At 70.8% G+C, this 20,285-nt stretch carries 18 protein-coding genes; 11 read left to right on the top strand and 7 right to left on the bottom strand.

Features of this window, described 5'->3' with window-relative positions:
• Positions 1-177: 177 nt before the first annotated feature.
• The 4 genes from OG507_RS18010 to OG507_RS17995 form a co-directional block, all read right to left on the bottom strand.
• Positions 178-1,383 (bottom strand): cytochrome P450, encoded by a 1,206-nt coding sequence (locus OG507_RS18010; RefSeq protein WP_327368214.1) that lies wholly within the window; start codon positions 1,381-1,383, stop codon positions 178-180.
• A gap of 184 nt (positions 1,384-1,567) precedes the next feature.
• A complete protein-coding gene (locus OG507_RS18005; RefSeq protein ID WP_327368213.1) occupies positions 1,568-2,578 on the bottom strand; it encodes a DUF1259 domain-containing protein in 1,011 nt (336 codons plus the stop codon).
• A gap of 126 nt (positions 2,579-2,704) precedes the next feature.
• Positions 2,705-4,855, bottom strand: coding sequence for an ABC transporter permease (locus tag OG507_RS18000; RefSeq protein WP_327368212.1), 2,151 nt, complete (start codon positions 4,853-4,855; stop codon positions 2,705-2,707).
• On the bottom strand, positions 4,849-5,661 hold the full coding sequence (locus OG507_RS17995; protein WP_327368211.1) for an ABC transporter ATP-binding protein: 813 nt from the start codon (positions 5,659-5,661) through the stop codon (positions 4,849-4,851). Before OG507_RS17995 ends, OG507_RS18000 begins: the two co-directional genes overlap by 7 nt.
• Positions 5,662-5,766: 105 nt before the next feature.
• On the opposite strand from OG507_RS17995, the gene OG507_RS17990 reads away from it, so the two are divergent.
• Both OG507_RS17990 and OG507_RS17985 read left to right on the top strand, forming a co-directional pair.
• Positions 5,767-6,969, top strand: a complete 1,203-nt coding sequence (locus OG507_RS17990; RefSeq protein ID WP_327368210.1) for a DUF2786 domain-containing protein — start codon at positions 5,767-5,769, stop codon at positions 6,967-6,969.
• Between the two features lie 95 nt (positions 6,970-7,064).
• On the top strand, positions 7,065-9,218 hold the full coding sequence (locus OG507_RS17985; RefSeq protein ID WP_327368209.1) for an FUSC family protein: 2,154 nt from the start codon (positions 7,065-7,067) through the stop codon (positions 9,216-9,218).
• 24 nt (positions 9,219-9,242) lie between these two features.
• Here OG507_RS17985 and OG507_RS17980 read toward each other — a convergent pair whose 3' ends face one another.
• Positions 9,243-9,755 (bottom strand): hypothetical protein, encoded by a 513-nt coding sequence (locus tag OG507_RS17980; RefSeq protein ID WP_327368208.1) that lies wholly within the window; start codon positions 9,753-9,755, stop codon positions 9,243-9,245.
• A 252-nt stretch (positions 9,756-10,007) separates the two neighbouring features.
• On the opposite strand from OG507_RS17980, the gene OG507_RS17975 reads away from it, so the two are divergent.
• Positions 10,008-10,250 carry a DUF397 domain-containing protein gene (locus OG507_RS17975; RefSeq protein ID WP_037690973.1) on the top strand — a complete coding sequence of 81 codons (243 nt, stop codon included), beginning with the start codon at positions 10,008-10,010 and terminating at the stop codon, positions 10,248-10,250.
• Between the two features lie 145 nt (positions 10,251-10,395).
• Here the strand turns inward: OG507_RS17975 and OG507_RS17970 are convergent, their stop codons facing one another.
• The gene (locus tag OG507_RS17970) at positions 10,396-10,896 is read right to left on the bottom strand and encodes an ATP-binding protein (RefSeq protein WP_327368207.1); all 501 of its coding nucleotides are present in this window, start codon (positions 10,894-10,896) and stop codon (positions 10,396-10,398) included.
• Positions 10,897-11,225: 329 nt separating this feature from the next.
• On the opposite strand from OG507_RS17970, the gene OG507_RS17965 reads away from it, so the two are divergent.
• The 6 genes from OG507_RS17965 (at position 11,226) to OG507_RS17940 (ending at position 16,759) form a co-directional block, all read left to right on the top strand.
• Positions 11,226-12,107, top strand: a complete 882-nt coding sequence (locus OG507_RS17965; RefSeq protein WP_327368206.1) for a helix-turn-helix domain-containing protein — start codon at positions 11,226-11,228, stop codon at positions 12,105-12,107.
• A gap of 54 nt (positions 12,108-12,161) precedes the next feature.
• Positions 12,162-13,619, top strand: coding sequence for an aldehyde dehydrogenase family protein (locus tag OG507_RS17960; RefSeq protein WP_327368205.1), 1,458 nt, complete (start codon positions 12,162-12,164; stop codon positions 13,617-13,619).
• Positions 13,620-13,725: 106 nt separating this feature from the next.
• Positions 13,726-14,277, top strand: a complete 552-nt coding sequence (locus tag OG507_RS17955) for a DinB family protein (protein WP_327368204.1) — start codon at positions 13,726-13,728, stop codon at positions 14,275-14,277.
• Between the two features lie 18 nt (positions 14,278-14,295).
• Positions 14,296-14,937 (top strand): PadR family transcriptional regulator, encoded by a 642-nt coding sequence (locus OG507_RS17950; protein WP_327368203.1) that lies wholly within the window; start codon positions 14,296-14,298, stop codon positions 14,935-14,937.
• A 92-nt stretch (positions 14,938-15,029) separates the two neighbouring features.
• Positions 15,030-15,977, top strand: coding sequence for an ATP-binding cassette domain-containing protein (locus OG507_RS17945; protein WP_327368202.1), 948 nt, complete (start codon positions 15,030-15,032; stop codon positions 15,975-15,977).
• Positions 15,974-16,759, top strand: coding sequence for an ABC transporter permease (locus tag OG507_RS17940; protein ID WP_327368201.1), 786 nt, complete (start codon positions 15,974-15,976; stop codon positions 16,757-16,759). The genes OG507_RS17945 and OG507_RS17940 overlap by 4 nt, the downstream gene beginning before the upstream one ends.
• Positions 16,760-16,775: 16 nt before the next feature.
• On the opposite strand, the gene OG507_RS17935 is transcribed toward OG507_RS17940, so the two are convergent.
• Positions 16,776-18,200 carry a glutamate decarboxylase gene (locus OG507_RS17935; protein WP_327368200.1) on the bottom strand — a complete coding sequence of 475 codons (1,425 nt, stop codon included), beginning with the start codon at positions 18,198-18,200 and terminating at the stop codon, positions 16,776-16,778.
• A 392-nt stretch (positions 18,201-18,592) separates the two neighbouring features.
• Between OG507_RS17935 and OG507_RS17930 the strand changes: the two genes are divergently transcribed.
• Entirely contained in the window at positions 18,593-19,351 is a 759-nt protein-coding gene (locus tag OG507_RS17930; RefSeq protein ID WP_327368199.1) for a MerR family transcriptional regulator, read from the top strand.
• A gap of 150 nt (positions 19,352-19,501) precedes the next feature.
• Positions 19,502-20,221, top strand: a complete 720-nt coding sequence (locus OG507_RS17925) for a DedA family protein (protein ID WP_327368198.1) — start codon at positions 19,502-19,504, stop codon at positions 20,219-20,221.
• Positions 20,222-20,285: the final 64 nt, after the last annotated feature.

Below are 20,285 nucleotides of genomic sequence, written 5' to 3'. Positions count from 1 at the left end.
ACGGCTCGGGTGGCTGTCGGGATCACGCTACGACAGGCCGATCAGGGCCGCACGTCGAGCCGGGGGGTGCATGCGTGGGCCCATGTACAGCAGGGCGCCCGGCCGGCCGGGGTCGTTCCGGCTTGCCGGGCGCCCTGGGGCGTCGCATCATCGATGACAGTCAGTGCCGGGGCCCCGTCACCAGGTGACGGGCAGTTCCAGGGGATAGCGCCAGATCGATGTCTTGTTCCAGCGCACCTCCTCGGCCGGCGCCGCCAGTTTCAGGGCGGGGAAGCGGTCCAGCAGAGTTCCGATGGCGACCTGGAGCTCCGTGGCCGCGAGCGGGGCGCCCAGACAGTGGTGTCCGCCCCAGCCGAACGTCATATGGGACGGAGCGCTGCGCTCCAGATCCAGCTCGTCGGGACGGTCGAACTTCCGGCCGTCACGGTTGGCCGTCAGATAGGAGACATGCACGATGTCCCCGGCCCGGATCGCGACCCCGCTCAGCTCCACGTCCTCGGTGGCGACACGGGGGATGCCGACCCCCTTGCGGAAGGGGATGAAGCGCAGCAGCTCCTCGATGGCCTGCGGGAGCATGCCGGGGCGGGCGCGCAGCATGGCGAGCTCGTCGGGCCTGGTGAGCAGCGTGTAGGCGATGTTCCCGATCTCGTACGTGGTGGTGTCCTGGCCCGTGATGAGCAGGACCATGGCCATCACGGTCAGTTCCTGGTCGTTCAGGATCTCGTCCCCGTCGCGCGCCGTGGCCAGCGCGCTGATCAGGTCGTCGCCCGGGTTCGCGCGCCGCTGCGCCGTCAGCGTCTGGAAGTAGGCGCGGAGATCGGCCTTGGCCCGTACCGCGTTCTCCTTGTTCTCGACGGTCGTGTCCATCATCGTCCGGGCGTGGGCGCGCAGTTGCGCGCGGTCGGCCTCGGGGATGTCGAGGACCTCGCAGATGGTGGTCAGCGGCAGCGGGGCCGCCAGGTGCTCGAAGAGGTCGGCGGGGGCGCCGTGCTCCTCCATCCGGTCCAGCAGCTCGTCCACGACATGCTGGGTGCGCACCTTCATGCGCTCCATGTGGCGGGGTGCGAAGCCCTTCGAGATCAGGCTGCGCAGACGGCTGCTGCCCGGCGGGTCCATCACGTTGATCGCTTCGTCCTGGACGATCGGCTCGGGGGTCATGCGCGGGAAGTTCCGGCCGATGATGGCGCTGCGGCTGAAGCGCCGGTCGGTGGTCACCGTGCGCACGTCGTCGTAGCCGGTGACGAGCCATGCCTCGCCGTCGCCGTGCGGCAGCCGGATGCGGGAGACGGGTTCTTCGGTCATCAAGTGCCTGAGCACCGGGTCGAATTCGAGGGCCTCGGCGTAGTCGAACGGGCAGTGCCGTGCGCCGGCGACTGGTTCCATACGGAGCTCCAGAGGGGGATCTGACGGGTGGGCCGGGGAAGGTGCGGGCTGGACGGGACATGGGTGCCCGGTCATCCGCGCGGGCACGCGCCGCTCCGGGCCGATTGGTCCATATGCAGAACGGATTCGGCGGCCGGGGTCGCTGGACCGGCGCAATCGGCCCGGCGACCCCGTACGGCCGGTCTCAGGCGACCGGTACGACGTCGGTCGCCACCACCGCGGGGCGCACCGCCCTGGCGAGTTCGACGCCGTCGCCCACGGCCCAGAAGTGGGTGAAGAACAGACGGGGGCTCTCCGCCAGGTGGTGGTTGTGCAGCTCGACGAGCTTGATCCCGCCGCGCCGCAGCGCCTTCAGTACGTTCTGCACCTCGTGGGCGAGCATGACGCAGTCGCCGCTGAGCGCGGCCCTTCCACCGCCCAGCGGCTGGAAGTTGAACGCGCTGGTCGAGCCCAGGCCGGGCGGCAGGATCAGATGGCCGTCCGCGATGGTCTCCCGGCGGACGAAAAGGATCTTGTAGAGCCCGTCCTCGACGGAGCCCTTGGTGCCCAGCACCGCCTCCATTCCGGCGGTGTCCAGGTCGACCGGGGCCGCCGGGCCGGGCGGCAGGGCCGGCGGGGTGCCGGTGCGGTCGAATCCGGCGCGCAGGCCGCGGGCCAGGGCCACCGCGTCGCGGCCGTGGGCGTGGACATGGGTCCACCAGATGTCGGGGGTCTGGGCGAGCAGGTGCTTGTGCAGCGCGGTCTGCTCGATCCCGTGCTCCTGCCAGGCGTCGGTCACCTGCTGCAGTTCGTCCTCGGTGACCACCACGTCGCCCATCAGCATCGTGCTGCCGTCGGCGTAACGGACGAAGGCCACATGCGTGCCGAGCGCGAGCCCCGGTGTGACGACGACGCCGTCGGAGACCACATGGAGGTCCCGTCGGGGGAAGCCCGTGTGGTAGTTCGTCCCGCGCAGCATGTTGCCCGTGCGGCCCAGCGCTCTCGCCACTCCCGTCCAGTCCGCCAGGGTGGTCGGCACCGGCCTGACCAGCCTGCCGTGCTCCGCCCCGGTCATCCCGGCCGCCCCGGTGGGGCGGGGCCGGGCGGCGGCGGGTCCCGCGGCGGTCAGCACCGGTGCGAGTGCGGCCGCGGCCAGTACGCGCCGCCGGGACGTGACCGCCCGTGTATTCGTGTCCTGCTGTCGGTCTCCAGTCATGACTTGTTCGCCTCCATGGCGAGATGAAACCATGCGAAATCCTGAGGAAAGGATGAAAGCGGATACATCGTCAGAGGGTGGGGCTGGATGGACCAGTCGCGGGCCGGTAAGGGGGTGGTGACCCGGTCACGGGCCCATGGCCGAGCGGCGCCGCACCGCCCTTGGCAGCAGCGCCGCCCCCACCGCGACCGCCGCGCACACCCCGGCCGCACCCCCGATCAGCTGCCACGGCACCGACACCGCCACCGGTGCGGACAGCGAGGCCAGCGCGGCGCCGAGGCCCGCCAGGTTCACCGCGGTCACGGCCAGTCCGAGCAGCGCCCCCAGCCCCACCGCGCACAGGGTCTCCCCGGCCACCACGGCGAGGACCCGCGGCCGGGTGGCCCCGGCCAGCCGGAGCGCGTTCAGCTCCGAGGACCGTACGGACCCCGCCATCAGCATCGTGTTGGCGAGGGCGAGTGCCGTGTACACCAGCGCGATCCCCAGGATCACGGCCAGGCCGAGCCGGGTCTGCGCACTCGTACGGGGATGCGTCGTGGCCAGCCACTGTCCCGTCGTCCGCACCGTGCCGCCGGTGTCCCGCAAGCGCGCCGCGACAGCGGCCCGGTTCGCGCCCGGTGAGAGGCGTACGCCGATGCGGTCCACCGGAGCCGCCGGCGCGTTCGCCCGTGTGACATAGGCCCCGTTGTTCCCCGTTCCGAGCGCCAGCACCGCCGCGATCCGCAGCGCGGCCGGCCGCCCGTCGCCGAGCCACACCCGTACCGTCGACCCCACCGTGTGCTGCTCCCACTCCTCGTTCACGACGATCGAGCGGTCGTCCAGATCGCGGATGTCGCCCGCCACCACCGGCAGCCGCTCCACCTCCGCCAGCGCTTTCGCGTCGTCCACCGCACGGGCACGGGAGGTGATGAGGGCGGTGCCTTCCTCGCGTACGTAGAGAGCCGTCGAGGCGGACGCGGAGAGCGTCGCGCCATGCACCGGCCGTACCTTCAACTCCTCGCCGGTCACGACCAGATCGGCCCGGGTGTGCTCGCGTGCCTCGGCCGCCTTCGCCGCCGTCACCGTCATCGCGGAGCCGGTCACCGAACCCGCCAGTGCCACGGTGATCAGCACCGGAGCGGCCACCGCGGCCGTACGCCGCAGCGATGCCGCGGTGTTCGCCCGTACGAGCATTCCGGTCGCACCCGGCAGCCGGACCAGCCGGGCCAACGGCCTTACCAGCAGCGGCGCGAGCAGGGCGGCGGCCGTGATCAGGACCATCGGCTGCGTGGTGTACGTCTTCCGCTTCAGCAGCGCGGACGGGTCCGTGACGAGGGACTTCGCCATCAGGAACGCGGCTCCCGCGAGCAGCGCGAAGCCCAGCAGACGGCGGACCGGCACCAGTACGTCCGTATCGATGTCGGCTTCGCGCAGCGCCTCGGCCGGGCCGATCCTGCCCGCCCGGCGCGAGGCCGCCCAGACCCCCGCGAACGCCACGGCCAGACCGGTCCAGAAGGCGGCATGCAGCGGCCAGGCGGCCTGGCGGACGGTGAACCAGGACGGTGCCATCCCCTCGTCGACCAGCAGCCCGGCCAGCAGGGGCGCCGCCCGGCGGCCCAGAGCGCACCCGGCGGCCGAGGCGAGGGTGCCGACCACGGCGGCCTCCGCCAGCAGCAGCCGGCGCAGCTGGCCCGGCGTGGCGCCCGCCGTGCGCAGCAGCCCGAATTCGCGCCGGCGCAGCGCGACCGCGAAGGCGAACGTCGACGCGACGACGAAGACCGAGACGAAGGCGGTGATGCCGCCCGCCGTGCCGAGCAGGGCGTTCACGGTCATCAGCCCCTCCGCGTCCCGCTCCGTGGCCGGGTCGGCGCGGCGGCGGTCGTCCCCGGTGAGGACCAGGGCGCGGTCACCGACTACGCGGCGCACCTCGGCGACGGGCGCGTCCACACCCACGGCGTCGGGGCCGCCCCGCGCCCGGCCTTCGTCGTCCCGCGCCACCGGGCCGAGCGTCCGCAGGTCGCGCAGGAGTTCGATATCCACAGGGTGTGGATGAGCGAGCGTGCGGCTGACCTCCGCTGTGGACGGCCCGCGCCGCACCCGCACGGTCAGGGTGTCGTCGCCCATCACCACCACCGGCGACCCGGCGAACCGCTGCGGTGCCCGGTCCGGGGCGTCGAGGGTCGAGGCGAGGCCGAGTCCCATGGCCGCGACCAGCCCCACGCCCAGCGCGAGCGCGACGAAGGTGCCGATGAGTGTGGTCCAGCGGGTACGGAGACCGGCGAGGGCAATGGTCAGCACGACGCCACCTCCGCGGCGCCTGCGCTGCCCGCGCCGTCCGCAGCGCGTGCCACACCTGCCGCCGTCCAGGCCGCGATCCGTTCGGCCGACGGGCCGGTCAGGTCGTCCGCCACCCGCCCGTCGACCAGGAAGACCACCCGGTCCGCATGCGCCGCGGCCACCGGGTCATGGGTGACCATCACGATCGTCTGCCCCTCCCGGTCCACCAGTTCCCGGAGCATCACCATCACCTCCCGGCTCGTGGCGGTGTCCAGCGCACCGGTCGGTTCGTCGCCGAAGAGCACCGCGGGCCGGGTGATCAGGGCCCGGGCCAGGGCCACCCGCTGCTGCTGCCCGCCGGACAGTTCGGCGGGCCGGTGCCCCGCCCGGTCGGCGAGACCGACCCGGGCCAGGGACTCCCGTACCTCGGTACGGGACGGGCGGCGGCCGGCGAGCCGCAGCGGCAGCGCGACGTTTTGCGCGGCGGTCAGCGAAGGCACCAGGTTGAACGCCTGGAAGACGAAGCCGATCCGGTCCCGGCGCAGCAGCGTCAGCCGGCGCTCGCTCAGCCCGGTCAGCTCCACCCCGCCCACCTCGACGGTGCCGGACGTCGGCCGGTCCAGCCCGGCCGCGCAGTGCAGCAGCGTGGTCTTGCCGGAGCCGGACGGGCCCATGACGGCGGTGAAGGTGCCGGGGCGGACGGTGAGGTCGATGCCGCCGAGGGCGGTCACCTCTCCATAGGCACGGCGTACGGAGCGCAGGCGCAGGGCATCGGCGCCGCCCGCGGGCGGCGCAGGGGGCGCGGTGGATGCGTGCGGGGAAGTCATGTCCTCGATCGAACCGTCTCCGCGCCCCGCGATCACGACCACCAGAGCCCGTCCCCGGGTAGGGCCAGGCATACCGCGCCGCACCGCCCTGCCTACCCTGACCTCATGGAACCGGTGATCGACCAGGCATTCGCGGCAGCCCTCTACTCCGACGGCGACGCCGGTCTCGACACCGGTGCCTCCCTCCTGGCCGCCGATCCGGCGGCCGACGCGGAACTGTTCCGGCGCGGCGAGGAGTTCGTCCGCCGGGCCTGGGACCGCGGTTGGCAGCCCGCCGATGTCGTACGCATCGTGCGCCGCGAACTCGACGAGACCGCGGCCGGCCTCGCCGCCGGGCTGATCGCCTCGGAGACCGGACGGTACGAGCGGCTGCCGCCGCGCTGGCGGGCCCAGCTCGACGGGCTCCCCGCCGCGCCGCCCCGGAACCGGCCCGACCGGTTCTCCTACGCCACTGCCCTCCTCGGCCTGTACCGGCTGCTGCTCCGGCTCCCGTCGATCGAACCGGTCGGACCGCCGCCCGGCACCTCCCCGCACGGCCTCCACCTGCCGCCCGCCCACGACGAACCCCGGATGCTGACCCGGATCCGCGCCCTGCTCGCCAAGGCGGAGGCGACCGGCTTCCCCGAGGAGGCGGAGGCCCTCACGACCAAGGCGCAGGAGCTGATGGCCCGGCACTCCATCGACGAGGCCCTGCTCGCCGCCCGTAGCCACAGCAAGGAGGCACCGGGGGCGTGCCGGATCGGGGTCGACGCCCCGTACGAGACGGCGAAGGCGATCCTGCTCGACGCGGTCGCCTCCGCGAACCGCTGCCGCGCGGTGTGGAACGGAGACCTCGGCTTCTCCACGGTGGTCGGCTTCGAGCCGGATCTGGAGGCCGTGGAGCTGCTGTACACCTCCCTGCTGGTCCAGGGCACGGTGGCGATGACGAAGGCGGAGGCGGGCCAGCGGGCCGGCGGACGTAAGCGGACCAAAACGTTCCGGCAGTCGTTCCTGATGGCGTACGCCCAGCGCCTGGGCAGCCGGCTCGCAGCCGACACCGCCCGCGTCACCGCGGCCGCCGAAGCAGGGACCGGGGCCGCACCCGGATCGGGATCGCCGAGGTCCGCCGCGCCTCAGCTGCTCCCGGTCCTCGCCGCCCGCGACATGGCCGTCACGGACACCGCCGAGCGGATGTTTCCCGAGACCACGACCACACGCGTCCGGGGCGCCACCGATCTCGACGGATGGACCCATGGGACAGCCGCCGCGGACCGGGCGAGGACGGGCCGGACCGGGCCGGAGATCCACGGCCGTCGCGGGAGCCGTTAGGAAACCCGGACACCGGGCGACGGAGGTCGGAGACCCGGATGAATGTCGTATTCCGGCAACTCGGGCTTATCAGTCATTCCGGCTAGGCTCTGGGCATGAGCTGGCTCCGGGCGCTGAAGGAGACCGCCCACGCGGGGCTGACGATCGAGCGGCGGCGGCTCGAACCGCTCATCGCGATCCGCGGTGCGGCCGGTCTCGCCCTCGTCCTCGGGATCGGTCTCGCGCTCTTCGGGCCGGTGGTCGCCGCCAGTTCCGCGTTCGGTGCGTTCCAGGCGGCCATCGCCACGTTCCAGCGCAGCTGGCGTCCCCGGCCCGTCCTCGCCCTGGTGTCCGGGGCGAGCCTCGCCGTATCGACGTTCCTCGGCTATCTCACCGGCTCGCGCATGCTGCTGTTCCTGGCCCTGCTGGTGCTCTGGACGTTCCTCTCGGGCCTGGCCTGGGCGGCGGGGCCGACGGCCGGCATCATCGCTTCGTCCAATGTGGCGATCATGCTGGTGACGGTCACCCTGCCCACCTCCGTCGCGAACTCGGCCGTGCACGCCGTGATGATCCTGTTCGGCGGTGTCGTGCAGGCGGCGCTGATCGTCCTGTTCCCGGTACGCAGATGGGGCGCCCAGCGCGACGCACTCGCCGACGCCCTGGCCGGCGAGGCCGACTACGCCCGACGGCTGCGCCACGACCCGCTCGCCGCCTTCGACCCGGTGCCGCTGATGACGGCCCGCAGCGCGGCCGCCGTAACCCCGCGTCAGGCCCGCCACCGGCCGCCCGAGCTGCGGGGCTCCCGCGGTGTCGCCGAGCGGATCCGGCCGGTGCTCGCCTCGCTCGCGGACCCGGCGACGGGCGTCCCGTCCGAGGGGCCGGAGCGGGACCGGGTCCGTGAACTCCTCGCCGCCGCCGGATCCGTGCTCGACTCGGCCGCCCGCGCCATCCGCCACGGCGACCCGGTGAAGCTCTCCCCGGCCGCCGTCGCCGCGCTGAAGACCCCCGACACCGGCACGCTCCTCACCGGTCCGACCCGCCGTGCCGCCGGGCGGCTCGGCGCGCTGCTCTCCGACGTCATCGAGACGGCCGAGGGCGAGGGCACGAAGGAGGAACAGGCCGCGGCCGAGGAAGCGGCCGAGACCATCAAGGCCACCGGCGGCGGGACACCCGCCGCCCCGCACCGCCGCCGCCCCACCCTCCCGCGGCTGGTCCCCGTCGTCGCGAACGCGGTGCGCGCCGAACTGCGCCCCGGTTCACCGATCCTGCGGCACGCCGTCCGGGTGTCCGTCGTCGTCGCCGTCGGCTATCTCATCGGCGCCGCACTGCCGTTCGGGCACGGCTACTGGGCACCTATGGCGTCCGTCATGGTGATGCGGCCGGAGTTCTCCCAGACGTACGGGCGTTCCGTGGCACGCTTCGGCGGCACGATCGTCGGCGTCTCGTTCGCCACCGCGATCGTCCAGATCACCGACCCCGGTGTCACTCCGGCCGCGATGCTCTCCGTGCTCTGCGCCCTGCTGATGTATCTGCTGATGCGCACCGGGTACGTGGTCGGCCAGGCGTGCGTCTCCGCGTACGTCGTCTTTTTGCTCGGCATGGCGGGCGACGACTGGTCGCAGACGGTACTCGAACGAGTCGTCCTCACCCTCGTCGGCGGCCTTCTCGCGATGATCTCGTACGCCGCCTACCCGGCGTGGGAGACCCCGCGGCTTCGCGGCAGGCTCGGCGACTGGCTGAAGGCGGACGGGCGGTACGTCGCCGCGGTCGTCGGTCAGTACGCCGGACCGGCCGAGGGCGGCCGGGACGACGTCCGTTCCGCCCTGCTCGACACCCGCCGGGCGCGCGTCGCCTGGCAGGAGGCGCTGGCCACCGCCCAGCACGAGCCGGTGCGCAACCGAGGCCTCTCGCGCGCCGCCGCCGACGACACCCAGCACGCCCTCGCCGAGTTCGGCCGAGTCGCGATGCTGCTGGAGGCTCACCTTCCGTGTGGCAGTGCCACCCCCGTACCGGCCGCCGCGCGCCTGGCCGAAGCGCTGCGCCGGGCCACCGAACGGGGTGCGAAGGAGGTGCGGGAGCGGCGCGTGCCGGACTGGGCGGAGGTGCGTGAGGCGCTGGCGCAGTGGGACGCGCTCCGGCGCGCGGGCGAAGGGGAGGCGGACCCGTTCGTACGGAACAGGGCCGGCCTCCTCCTCGAAGCCCTGGAGGAGTTCTCCCGGGGACTGGACGGGACGCCGAAGCCGAACCCACCCGTGGACCGGGCGGGTTGAGGCAGGACGCGACGCGACCGGGCGTCAGGGAGTGGGCAGGTCCGGCAGCTCCGGCAGGCCCGAGGGGATCGCACCCGGCTCGGTCTTGGCCAGGGTGTCCTTCGTCCCGCCCTCCCAGGACACGACGGCGGTCGTGCCGTCGTTGGACACGACGGATCCCATGGTGCGGGCGGTGTCGCCGTCGGCGCACTTCAGCACCAGCATCAGCTTGCCCATGTCCTTCACGTCGCCCGTGCAGGCGCGCTGCTCGGTGACGAGCACGGCCTTCCCGGATGCGACGGACAGGACGACCGCCTTGCCATCGGTCTTCCCGGCCCAACCGCCTTCCAGCGCCGAGGCGTTGGTCCCGAAATCGCTTCCGCCGCTGCTTCCGCCGCTGCTTCCGCCGCTGCTTCCGCCGGAAGTCCGGCCGGTCTTTCCGGCTCCCGAATCGGAGCCCGTGTCACTCTTCTCGCCGTCACTGCCGCAGCCGGTCAGTGCTACGGCGGTGACGAGTCCGGCGATGATTACGGCACCGGTACGTATGACTTTGCGCATGTGTAATTCCCCCTTGCCGACAAAAGACCGCGCCAAGTTACCAGCGCGCCCCGCCGGGATGGGCTGCCCGGCCCGGGGTAGGCGGAGCCAAACAGGCGTTCCGTGCGTCTATCCCTGCGTACGGAGCTGTAATCGCAGGAACACCGCGCGTGCACGTGCATCAGCGCATGCATCTGCTCATGCAGGGAAAATTGAACAGAGCTATGATCCGAGACAGTTGACACTTGCACCTTGCAACTCGGGGAGCGTCCTGTGCACCACGTGTACAACGGCATGGCGGCCACAGAGCTTCGCGGAGTCGTATGGCAGAAGAGCAGACACAGCAACTCCCAGGGTTCCTGCGTGGAGTTCGCTAAACTGCCCGACGGGGATGTGGCGATGCGGAATTCACGCCACCCCGACGGGCCGGCCCTGGTCTATACGCCGGCCGAGATAGAGGCGCTGCTGCTCGGGGTGAAGGACGGGGAGTTCGACCACCTCATAGCGGGCGGCTGATCACTCCCAGGGGCTGACCACTCCCACGACGGCGTCCCGGCCCGGCCCGCCGCACACGGCGGGCCGCACGGATCGCATGCACCGCGCACGTCTCACGCTCAACGTGCGTCACGTCTCAGGCGTAGTACTCAACGCGCGTCACATGTCATGTGTCGTCGGACAGTCGGAACAGCGCCCAGACCACCTTGCCGCGCGGCGCCCCCGCGGCGTTCGGGTTCTCCGCCCCCAGGACGGGGGAGGGGTGCCAGCCCCAGGAGTCGCTGAAGGACTCCACCAGGAAGAGGCCGCGGCCCGATTCCGCGGAGTCGGCGGCCTCGGAGGCGACGGGGCTTGCCTGACTCGGGTCGCGTACGGCGCACACCAGGCGCGAGCTCCAGCGCATCAAGTGGAGCCGTACCGGCGGTTCCTGGGGCTCCGGCGCGGTGTCCGCAGGCAGGGCGTGCCGCAGCGCGTTGGTGACGAGTTCGGAGACGACCAGTGCGACGTCGTCGAAGCGCTCGTCCAGTCCCCAGCCGTTCATCGTCTTCCTGGTGAACTGCCGTGCTCCGCCTACGGCTTCGTAGCGGGCGGGCAGGGTGCAGGTGGCCGATCCGGAGACGGCTGAGGGATCGATGGGGGGAAGCCCCTGCCGTAACGGCTCGAGCATCGTCGATCCATTCGTCCCCATGCGAGGCACTCCCGGGATTCGCGGCTGTATCGGTACTGCGGGGGGTACAGCGGCACAACACGAACGAGCACGCAGGTGCGCGAGGACCATGGTTCCGAATGCGCAGGGCGGATGCAAGGGCAGATGCACGTGCACGCGCCGGACCTGTCCGGTCCCGTGCCGGTTCTTGGTCATTTCTTCCTTTGTGTATTTTCGTAGCTTTCTGGAAGTCTTCTCATTTCCGTAATCGAATGAGTACGGGCTGAAGCGTTTTGATGGCAGAATCCGGCACTTGGGGTTCAGGGGGGAGCCCCGGTACCCGGGAAGCGATGGGGAGGGCCGGACCAGTGGCGGCAGGCGAGTCGAGTGGATCTGTGGTGCGGCGCATCCTGCTGGGCTCGCAGCTCAGGCGGCTGCGCGACTCGCGCGGGATCACCCGCGAGGCGGCCGGCTACTCCATCCGGGCCTCCGAGTCGAAGATCAGCCGCATGGAGTTGGGACGGGTGAGCTTCAAGGCCAGGGATGTCGAGGACCTGCTCACGCTCTACGGAGTCACGGACGAGGCGGAGCGCGACGCCCTGCTCGGCCTGGCCCGCGAGGCCAACGTGGCGGGGTGGTGGCACAGTTACGGAGATGTACTGCCCGGCTGGTTCCAGACGTACATCGGTCTGGAGGGAGCGGCATCGCTCATCCGGGTGTACGAAGTCCAGTTCGTGCACGGCCTGTTGCAGACCGAGTCCTATGCGCACGCGGTCGTCACCCGGGGCATGGGTGACGCCCCGGCCATGGAGATCGACCGCCGGGTCGCCCTGCGGCTGGAGCGCCAGAAGGCCCTCGTCTCCGAACGCGCACCTCATTTCCATGCCGTACTGGACGAGGCGGCGCTGCGCCGGCCGTACGGCGACCGTGAGGTGATGCGCGGACAATTGCGGCATCTGATCGAAATGTCGGAACAGCCCAACGTCACTCTCCAGGTGATGCCCTTCAGTTTTGGCGGGCATGCGGGAGAGGGGGGCTCTTTTACGATGCTCCGATTCCCGGAATCCGATCTGTCGGACATTGTCTATTTGGAGCAGCTGACAAGTGCGCTCTATCTGGACAAGGCCGAAGAAGTCGCTCAGTACGAAAAGGCCATGGTGCGACTGCACGAGGACAGCCCCGGTCCCGAGGAGAGCCGCGATCTCCTCCGTGGTCTACTCCAACTCACCTGATTCATCAGTACGATGAGGGTTCGACGGGAGTCTGCACCAGAGTTAAGGGATCGCATGTCCTTTTTCTACGAGCTGGCCGACCAGTACATCGACGGTGAGTGGCGGACCGGTAGCGGCTCGTGGGACATCATCGATTTCAATCCCTACAACGGGGAGAAACTCGCCGCCATCACCATAGCGACGGCACAGGAAGTCGATCTGGCCTACCGCGCGGCCGAGCGCGCCCAGCGGTCCTGGGCCACCACCGGCCCGTATCAGCGCCGCGATGTTCTGGAGCGCGCCCTGCGCGTCACCGAGGAACTGCACGACGACATCGCCGAGGCGATCGTCGACGAACTGGGCGGCACCCGGCTCAAGGCGGAGTACGAGGTCCGCGCCGCCAAGGAGTTCCTGCGGGACGCGATCCAGCAGACGCTGCGCCCCCGGGGCCGCATCCTGCCCTCACCGGTGGACGGCAAGGAGAACCGCCTCTACCGGCAGCCCGTCGGTGTCATCGGGGTGATCAGCCCCTTCAACTTCCCCTTCCTGGTGACGATGAAGTCCGTCGCACCCGCCCTCGCGCTCGGCAACGCGGTCGTCGTCAAGCCCAATCAGAACGCCCCGGTCGTCGGCGGCGGACTGATCGCGAAGATCTTCGAGGACGCCGGGCTGCCCGCCGGACTGCTCAACGTCCTGATCACCGATGTCGCCGAGATAGGGGACGCGTTCATAGAGCACCCCGTACCCAAGGTGATCTCCTTCGCGGGCACGGACCGGGTCGGCCGCCACGTCGGCGCGGTCGCCGCCGGACACTTCAAGAGGACGATCCTCGAACTCAGCGGCAACAGCGCCCTGGTGGTGCTGGAGGACGCGGACATCGACTACGCGGTCGACGCGGCCGTCTTCAGCCGCTTCGTGTACCAGGGCCAGGTCTGCATGGCCGCCAACCGCATCCTGGTGGACCGCCGCGTCGAGCGGGAGTTCACCGAGAAGTTCACCGCCAGGGTGGCCGCGCTGAGGACCGGCGACCCGCGCGATCCCCGGACCCAGATCGGCCCGGTCATCAACAACTTCCAGGCCGACGCCCTGACCTCCCTGGTCGACCAGGCGCTCGCCGAGGGGGCCACCGCGCTGGTACGCGGCCGGACCCGCGGCAACCTCGTCGAACCGACCGTGCTCACAGGGCTCCCCGAGGACTCCCCGCTGCTGTCCCAGGAGATATTCGGGCCGGTGGCGCTGCTGGTGACGTTCGACGGCGAGGACGAGGCCGTACGGATCGCCAACGACACCCCGTACGGGCTGAGCGGCGCCGTGCACACCCGCAGTGCCGAGCGCGGGGTGCGGTTCGCGCAGCGCGTCGTCAGCGGGATGTTCCACGTCAACGACTCCACCGTCCAGGACGATCCGCTGGCCGCCTTCGGCGGCGAGAAGTCCTCCGGGTCCGGCCGGCTGAACGGCGAGGCGACCGTGAACGCCTTCACCACCCAGAAGTGGATATCCATCCAGCACGAGCGGTCGGTATTCCCTTTCTGAAACCGGGTCCGCGCAGCCGATGTGTTGAGGACGGAAGCTGACCGCAAGGGTCCGTAGCTTGGCCGGTGTCAGAAAGAAACCGGCACAGCTACCCGAGGTGGACACCATGGTCACTCACGTTCCCGCAGAGACCTCCGGCGACGAGCGCGGCGCGCTCCTCTCCTTCGTCGAGGCACAGCGCGGCGCGATCCGGCGCTCGCTCATCGGTCTGACCGAGGAGCAGGCGGCGAGCCGGCCCAGCGCCAGTGAACTCTCCCTCTCCGGGCTGCTCAAGCATGTCGCGGAGACCGAGCTGGGCTGGCTGCGGATGGCTCAGCAGCGGCCGAGCGAGACCTCGCGCACCCAGGAGACCTGGGCGGAGAGCTTCCGGCTCGTCGGTGACGAGACCGTGAAGGGGATGCTGGACTTCTGGGACGGCGTCGCGGCCGAGGTGGAGAAGTTCATCCGCTCGGTGCCCGGTCTGGACGACACCTTCCCGCTGCCCGAGGCGCCCTGGTTCCCGAAGGAGGGGCGGGTCTCGATGCGCTGGCTGCTGCTCCACCTCGTCGAGGAGCACGCCCGGCACGCCGGGCACGCCGACATCATCCGGGAGTCCCTGGACGGCCGGACCGCGTTCGAGCTGGTCGCCGAGGCGGAGGGATACGCTGATCAAAGTTGAATAGAAAGGGTGCGTGACATGTCCGCGATCCGGCTGCTGGTCCTCTGCGCCGTGCGACAGCACGGCCGGGCGCACGGCTATCAGGTCCGCAACGACCTGGAATACTGGGGCGCCCACGAGTGGTCCAACGCCAAGCCCGGGTCGGTCTACCACGCACTGAAGCAGATGGCGAAGCAGGGACTGCTGATCGCCCACGAGACCGCCCCGAGCACCGCGGGCGGCCCGCCTCGCACCGAGTACGAGATCACCGGGCGGGGCAACGAGGAGTACTTCGCGCTGCTGCGCGCCGCGCTGACCTCGTACGACCAGAAGATGGACGTGCTGTCGGCGGGCCTGGGCGGCATCGTCGACCTGGAGCGGTCCGAGGCGGTGGCGCTGCTCAAGGAGCGGGTGGCCGGTCTCGCGGCCTGGCGGTCCTCGGTCACCGAGTACTACACGCCGGAGGCCGGGCCCCAGTCGATCGGCCACATCGGCGAGATCATGAACATGTGGGTCCACTCCGCGGACTCCGATGCCGAGTGGACGCGCGGGCTGATCGCCCGCATCGAGGGCGGGGCGTACACCTTCGCGGGGGAGGGCGAGCCCTTCGTCGGCGTGCTGGCCGAGGGCCAGGAGAACCCGTACGCGACAGGCGTCCGCGACCCCGGTGACGACGAGTGATCAAAAGCGAGTAATCAAGTTTGACGAATGGTGCTGGCGCGGTTACCTTCGATCTCGCTAGTCAAGTTTGACTACGAGAGGGTGTGGCGATTTTGACCGATGCGATCGTTGTCGAAGGTGTGCACAAGCGGTACGGGGAGAAGCGCGCCCTGGACGGCCTGGACCTCACGGTCGCCCGCTCCACCGTCCACGCCGTGCTCGGCCCCAACGGCGCGGGCAAGACCACGGCCGTACGCATCCTGTCGACGCTGCTGCGGCACGACGAGGGGCGGGTCGAGGTGGCGGGGTTCGACGTACGGGAACGGGCCCGCGAGGTCCGGCGCCGCATCGGGCTGCTCGGGCAGTCCGCGGCGGTCGACGAGAAGCTGGGCGGCCGGCAGAACCTGGAGATGTTCGGCCGGCTGTACCACCTGGGCGCCCGCCGGGCGGGTACACGGGCGGACGAACTGCTCGCCCGCTTCGGGCTCGCGGACACCGGGCGCAAGCCGGTCGGGGAGTTCAGCGGCGGCATGCGGCGACGGCTCGACCTGGCCGCCTCGCTGATCACCGACCCGGAGGTGCTCTTCCTGGACGAGCCGACCACCGGACTCGACCCGCGCGGCCGGGCCGAGGTGTGGTCGGCGGTGCGCTCACTGGTGGGTGCGGGCACGACCGTGCTGCTGACCACGCAGTATCTGGAGGAGGCCGATCAGCTCGCGGACCGGATCTCGGTGATCGACGCCGGACGGGTGGCCGCCGAGGGGACGGCCGACGAGCTGAAGGCGATGGTGGCCCAGGACCGCATCGACGTCGTCGTCAGGGACGGTTCGCAACTGGCGGCCGCCGCCCTGCTGCTGGGCGACGGCGCGGTGATCGACACGGACCGGCGGCTGGTCGGGGCACCGGCGCCGGACCGGATGGCGGCCCTGACCCGGACCGTACGGGCCCTGGAGGAGGCGGGCATCGAGGCGGAGGACATCGCGGTGCGGCGCCCGACGCTGGACGAGGTCTTCCTCTCGCTGACCGACCGGAAGCCGGAGCACGCAAAGGTGGCGGCATGAGCGCGATGAGCTGGGCGGTGTCCGACTCCTGGACGATGACCCGCCGCGAACTGGCGCACTGGGCGCGGCAGCCGGTGCAGGTCGTCGTCGGCCTGGTCTTCCCCGTGATGCTGCTGCTGATGTTCAACTACCTGGTCGGCGGCGGGCAGGGCGTCGACGGCGACAACACCGAGTTCCTGGTGCCCGGCATGCTCGCGCTCACCATGGCCTTCGGGCTGGAGTCGACCATGCTCGCGGTCACCCAGGACCTCGACAAGGGCGTCATCGACCGGTTCCGCGCCATGCCGATGGTCTCCGGATCGGTGCTGGTCGGCCGCTGCGCGGCGGACATGCTCCAGTCGGCGGCCGCACTCGCCGTGATGACCGGAGTCGGTTACGCGGTCGGCTGGCGCTGGCACCACGGCCCGGCCGCGGCGCTGGGGGCGGTGGGGCTGCTTCTGCTGCTGCGCTTCGCGATGCTGTGGATCGGCATCCACCTGGCGCTGGTGGCCGGGAAGCCGGAGCTGGTGCAGGCGGTGCAGATCCTCGTCTGGCCGGTCGGCTTCCTCTCCAACGTCTTCGCCGCTCCCGAGTCGATGCCCGGCTGGCTGGGCGCGGTCGTCGAGTGGAACCCGATGTCGGCCACGGCCACGGCGGTGCGCGAACTGTTCGGCAACCCGGGCGGCTCCGGCGGCACCTGGGCGTCCGAGCACGCCGGACTCCTCTCCGTGGCCTGGCCGTTGGTGCTGACCGCGGTGTTCTTCCCGCTGGCGGTACGGAGGTTCGCCCGGATCGACCGCTAGCGCCGCGGCCCGGCGTTCAGTGGTGGAAGGACGTCGCCGCCTGCTTGTCGTGGTTCAACGGGTGCGGCTGGCTGCGCAGTTCGGGCAGGATCTGCCGGAGGTCCTCAAGCAGCAGCTCGGCGAGGTCCGACGAGAAGCCGTTGCGGCACACCACCCGGAGCACCGACAGATCCTGCCGGTTGGCGGGGAAGGTGTACGCGGGCACCAGCCAGCCGTGCTCCCGCAGCCTGCGGGACACGTCGAAGACGTCGTACGCCCCGACGTCCGGCGCGGTCGTCAGAGCGAAGACGGGCAGCTGGCCGCCCCGGGTGAGGAGCCGGAAGTCCCCGAGTTCCTCGATCCGCTTCGCGAGCCCGGAGGCGACGTCCCTGGACGCCTGCTGGACGGCCCGGTAGCCCTCCCGGCCCAGCCGCAGGAAGGTGTAGTACTGCGCCACCACCTGTGCGCCGGGCCGGGAGAAGTTCAGCGCGAAGGTCGGCATGTCGCCGCCCAGGTAGTTGACCCGGAAGACCAGCTCCTCGGGCAGTTCGGCGGGTGAGCGCCACAGTGCCCAGCCGACGCCCGGGTAGACCAGGCCGTACTTGTGGCCCGAGGTGTTGATGGAGGAGACCCGGGGCAGCCGGAAGTCCCACACCAGGTCCTCGTCCAGGAACGGCGCCACCATCGCGCCGGACGCGCCGTCCACATGCACGGGGATGTCGAGGCCGGTGCGTTCCTGAAGGGCGTCCAGGGCCGCGCAGAGCTCGGCGATCGGCTCGTAGGAACCGTCGAAGGTGGAGCCGAGGATGCCGACGACCCCGATGGTGTTCTCGTCGCAGAGGTCGGCAGCGGCCTGCGGGTCCAGGTGGAAGCGGTCGCCCTCCATCGGGACCAGCCGCGGTTCGACCTCCCAGAAGTTGCAGAACTTGTCCCAGCAGACCTGCACATTGATGCCCATGACGAGGTTCGGCCGGGCGGTCGCCGGGTAGCGGTCGGGGTTCCTGGCCGCCCAGCGGCGCTTCAGCGCCAGCCCGGAGAGCATGCACGCCTCGCTGGAGCCGGTCGTCGAACAGCCCACGACGGCCGAGGGATCGGGGGCGTTCCAGAGATTGGCGAGCATCGCCACACAGCGCCGCTCCAGTTCCGCGGTGCGTGGGTACTCGTCCTTGTCGATCATGTTCTTGTCGCGGCACTCGCCCATCAGCACCCCGGCCTCGGGCTCCATCCAGGTGGTGACGAAGGTGGCGAGGTTGAGCCGGGAGTTGCCGTCGAGCATCAGCTCGTCATGGACCAGGCCGTATGCGGTCGAGGGCGGCATCGGCCCGTCGGGCAGCCGGTGCCGGGGCGGCGCCGACTCCATCCCCGCGACCGGGTCGGCCTCCCCGAAGAACGGGTTGAGGGCGAGCCTGCGGCGCTCCTTGGACGGTTCCGTGCCGTGGGGCGAACCTTTGTGGAGAGGCATAGGGGACAGCCCTTCTCAGCTCTCGGCGGCGAGGCCGCCCTTGACGGCCCGGGTGAACTTGATGACGGCGACGTTGACGGGCGTGGGCATTGCGGAGACCTCCGGCGGAGCATGACGGGGATGCATCGCTGCGCATGCGTACGAAGGGGACGATACGGAAGGCGGGGGCATCCGGCGCGCGGAGCGGCCGGGTGCGGGGCACGGTCGCGGGCCGGGCTCACCTCAGCGGCGTACCGTCCTCGCGCAGCTGCGTCTGCGGCCGGCGGGCCGAGCAGCAGCCCGCCGAGGGTCGGCGCCAGGACCGGAAGCGACGGTGTTCCGGGCTTGCACCTCACGTCACGTCAGGCCCCAGGCTCGGTACGTACCCGGAAGGGAGAAAGGAGCGGGGAGTCATGGACTACTCCGTGGGACAGGTCGCCGGATTCGCCGGAGTCACGGTGCGCACCCTGCATCACTACGACGGCATCGGGCTGCTCTCGCCCGGCGGGCGCAGTCACGCCGGTCACCGCCGCTACGACGACGGTGATCTCGACCGGCTGCAGCAGATCCTGTTCTACCGGGAGCTCGGCTTCCCGCTCGACGAGATCGCGGTACTGCTCGACGACCCGGACGCGGACCCGCAGGAACACCTGCGCCGCCAGCACCGGCTGCTGTCCGACCGGATCGCCGCACTGCGAAAGATGGCCGCCGCCGTCGAAACAGCCATGGAGGCACGGAAGATGGGCATCAACCTCACGCCCGAGGAGAAGTTCGAGGTCTTCGGGGACAAGGATCCCGAGGAGCACGCGCAGGAGGCCGAGCGCCGCTGGGGCGGCACTGCCACGTACGCCGAGTCGCAGCGCCGGGTCGCCCGGTACACCAAGGACGACTGGAAGCGGATGCAGGCGGAGGTGGCCGACTGGGGCGCCGCCTACAGCGCGCTGATGGAGGCCGGTGAGCCCGCCACGGGCGAGAGGGCGATGGAGCTGGCCGAGGCACACCGGCTCCACATCACCAAGTGGTTCTACGAGTGCACTCCCGAGATCCACCGGGGGCTCGGCGAGATGTACGTCCACGACCCGCAGTTCCGCGCGTACTACGAGTCGATGCGGCCGGGCCTGGCCGAGCACCTGCGGGACGCGATCGAAGCCAACGCGGAACGCCTGGCGTAACCGCGGCGGGAGGCGCCTTTGGGGCGGCTTTGCCCCGGTTCACCCGGTGCGCATTCTCCTGGGGGCCACTGGAACCCAGGGGCGTCATCCTGCGTTGATAGCTTTGGGCGGCCACGCAGCCGCCATCGACCGATCCAGGAGCCCGGACCCTTGAATACGCTTGCGCTCGGACCGAGCTGGCTGGACCCGGACTATCTGATCAACACCTTCGGACTTCCCGGCGTCCTCCTCATCGTCTTCGCCGAATCCGGACTGTTGATCGGCTTCTTCCTCCCCGGCGACTCGCTCCTGTTCACCACGGGTCTGCTGGTGACCACGGGCCAGCTGAAGTTCCCGCTCTGGCTGGTCTGCCTCCTGGTGGCGCTTGCGGCGATCATCGGCGACCAGGTGGGCTATCTCTTCGGCCGCAAGGTCGGCCCGTCGCTCTTCAAGCGCCCGGACTCCCGTCTCTTCAAGCAGGAGAACGTCGAGAAGGCCCACGAGTTCTTCGAGAAATACGGACCGAAGTCGCTGATCCTGGCCCGCTTCGTGCCCATCGTGCGTACGTTCACGCCGATCATCGCCGGTGTGAGCCGGATGAACTACCGCTCGTTCATCACGTTCAACATCATCGGCGGTGTGCTCTGGGGCGTCGGGGTCACGCTGCTCGGCGCGGCCCTCGGCAAGATCGACTTCGTGCACAAGAACATCGAGGCGATGCTCATCCTGATCGTGCTCATCTCGGTCGTGCCGATCGGGATCGAGTTCCTGCGGGCCCACTCCAAGGCGAAGAAGGAAGCGGCGGCCGGTGGCGGCGAGAGCCACGGCCCGTCCGTGGGCGGCGGCCCGGCGCCCGCCCCGGGCCAGCGCGGCCGCCACGCCAAGCGCTGAGGCATGGCTCCGGCTTCCCGGCCACGGGCCCGGAAGCCGGAGCCGTACCTGGCAGCCGTACCCG

Origin of the sequence: Streptomyces sp. NBC_01217 (genome assembly GCF_035994185.1) — a bacterium.
GTDB lineage: Bacteria > Actinomycetota > Actinomycetes > Streptomycetales > Streptomycetaceae > Streptomyces.
The sequence above is the reverse complement of the archived record's forward strand: the minus strand, read 5'-3'. Positions and strand labels throughout refer to the sequence as shown.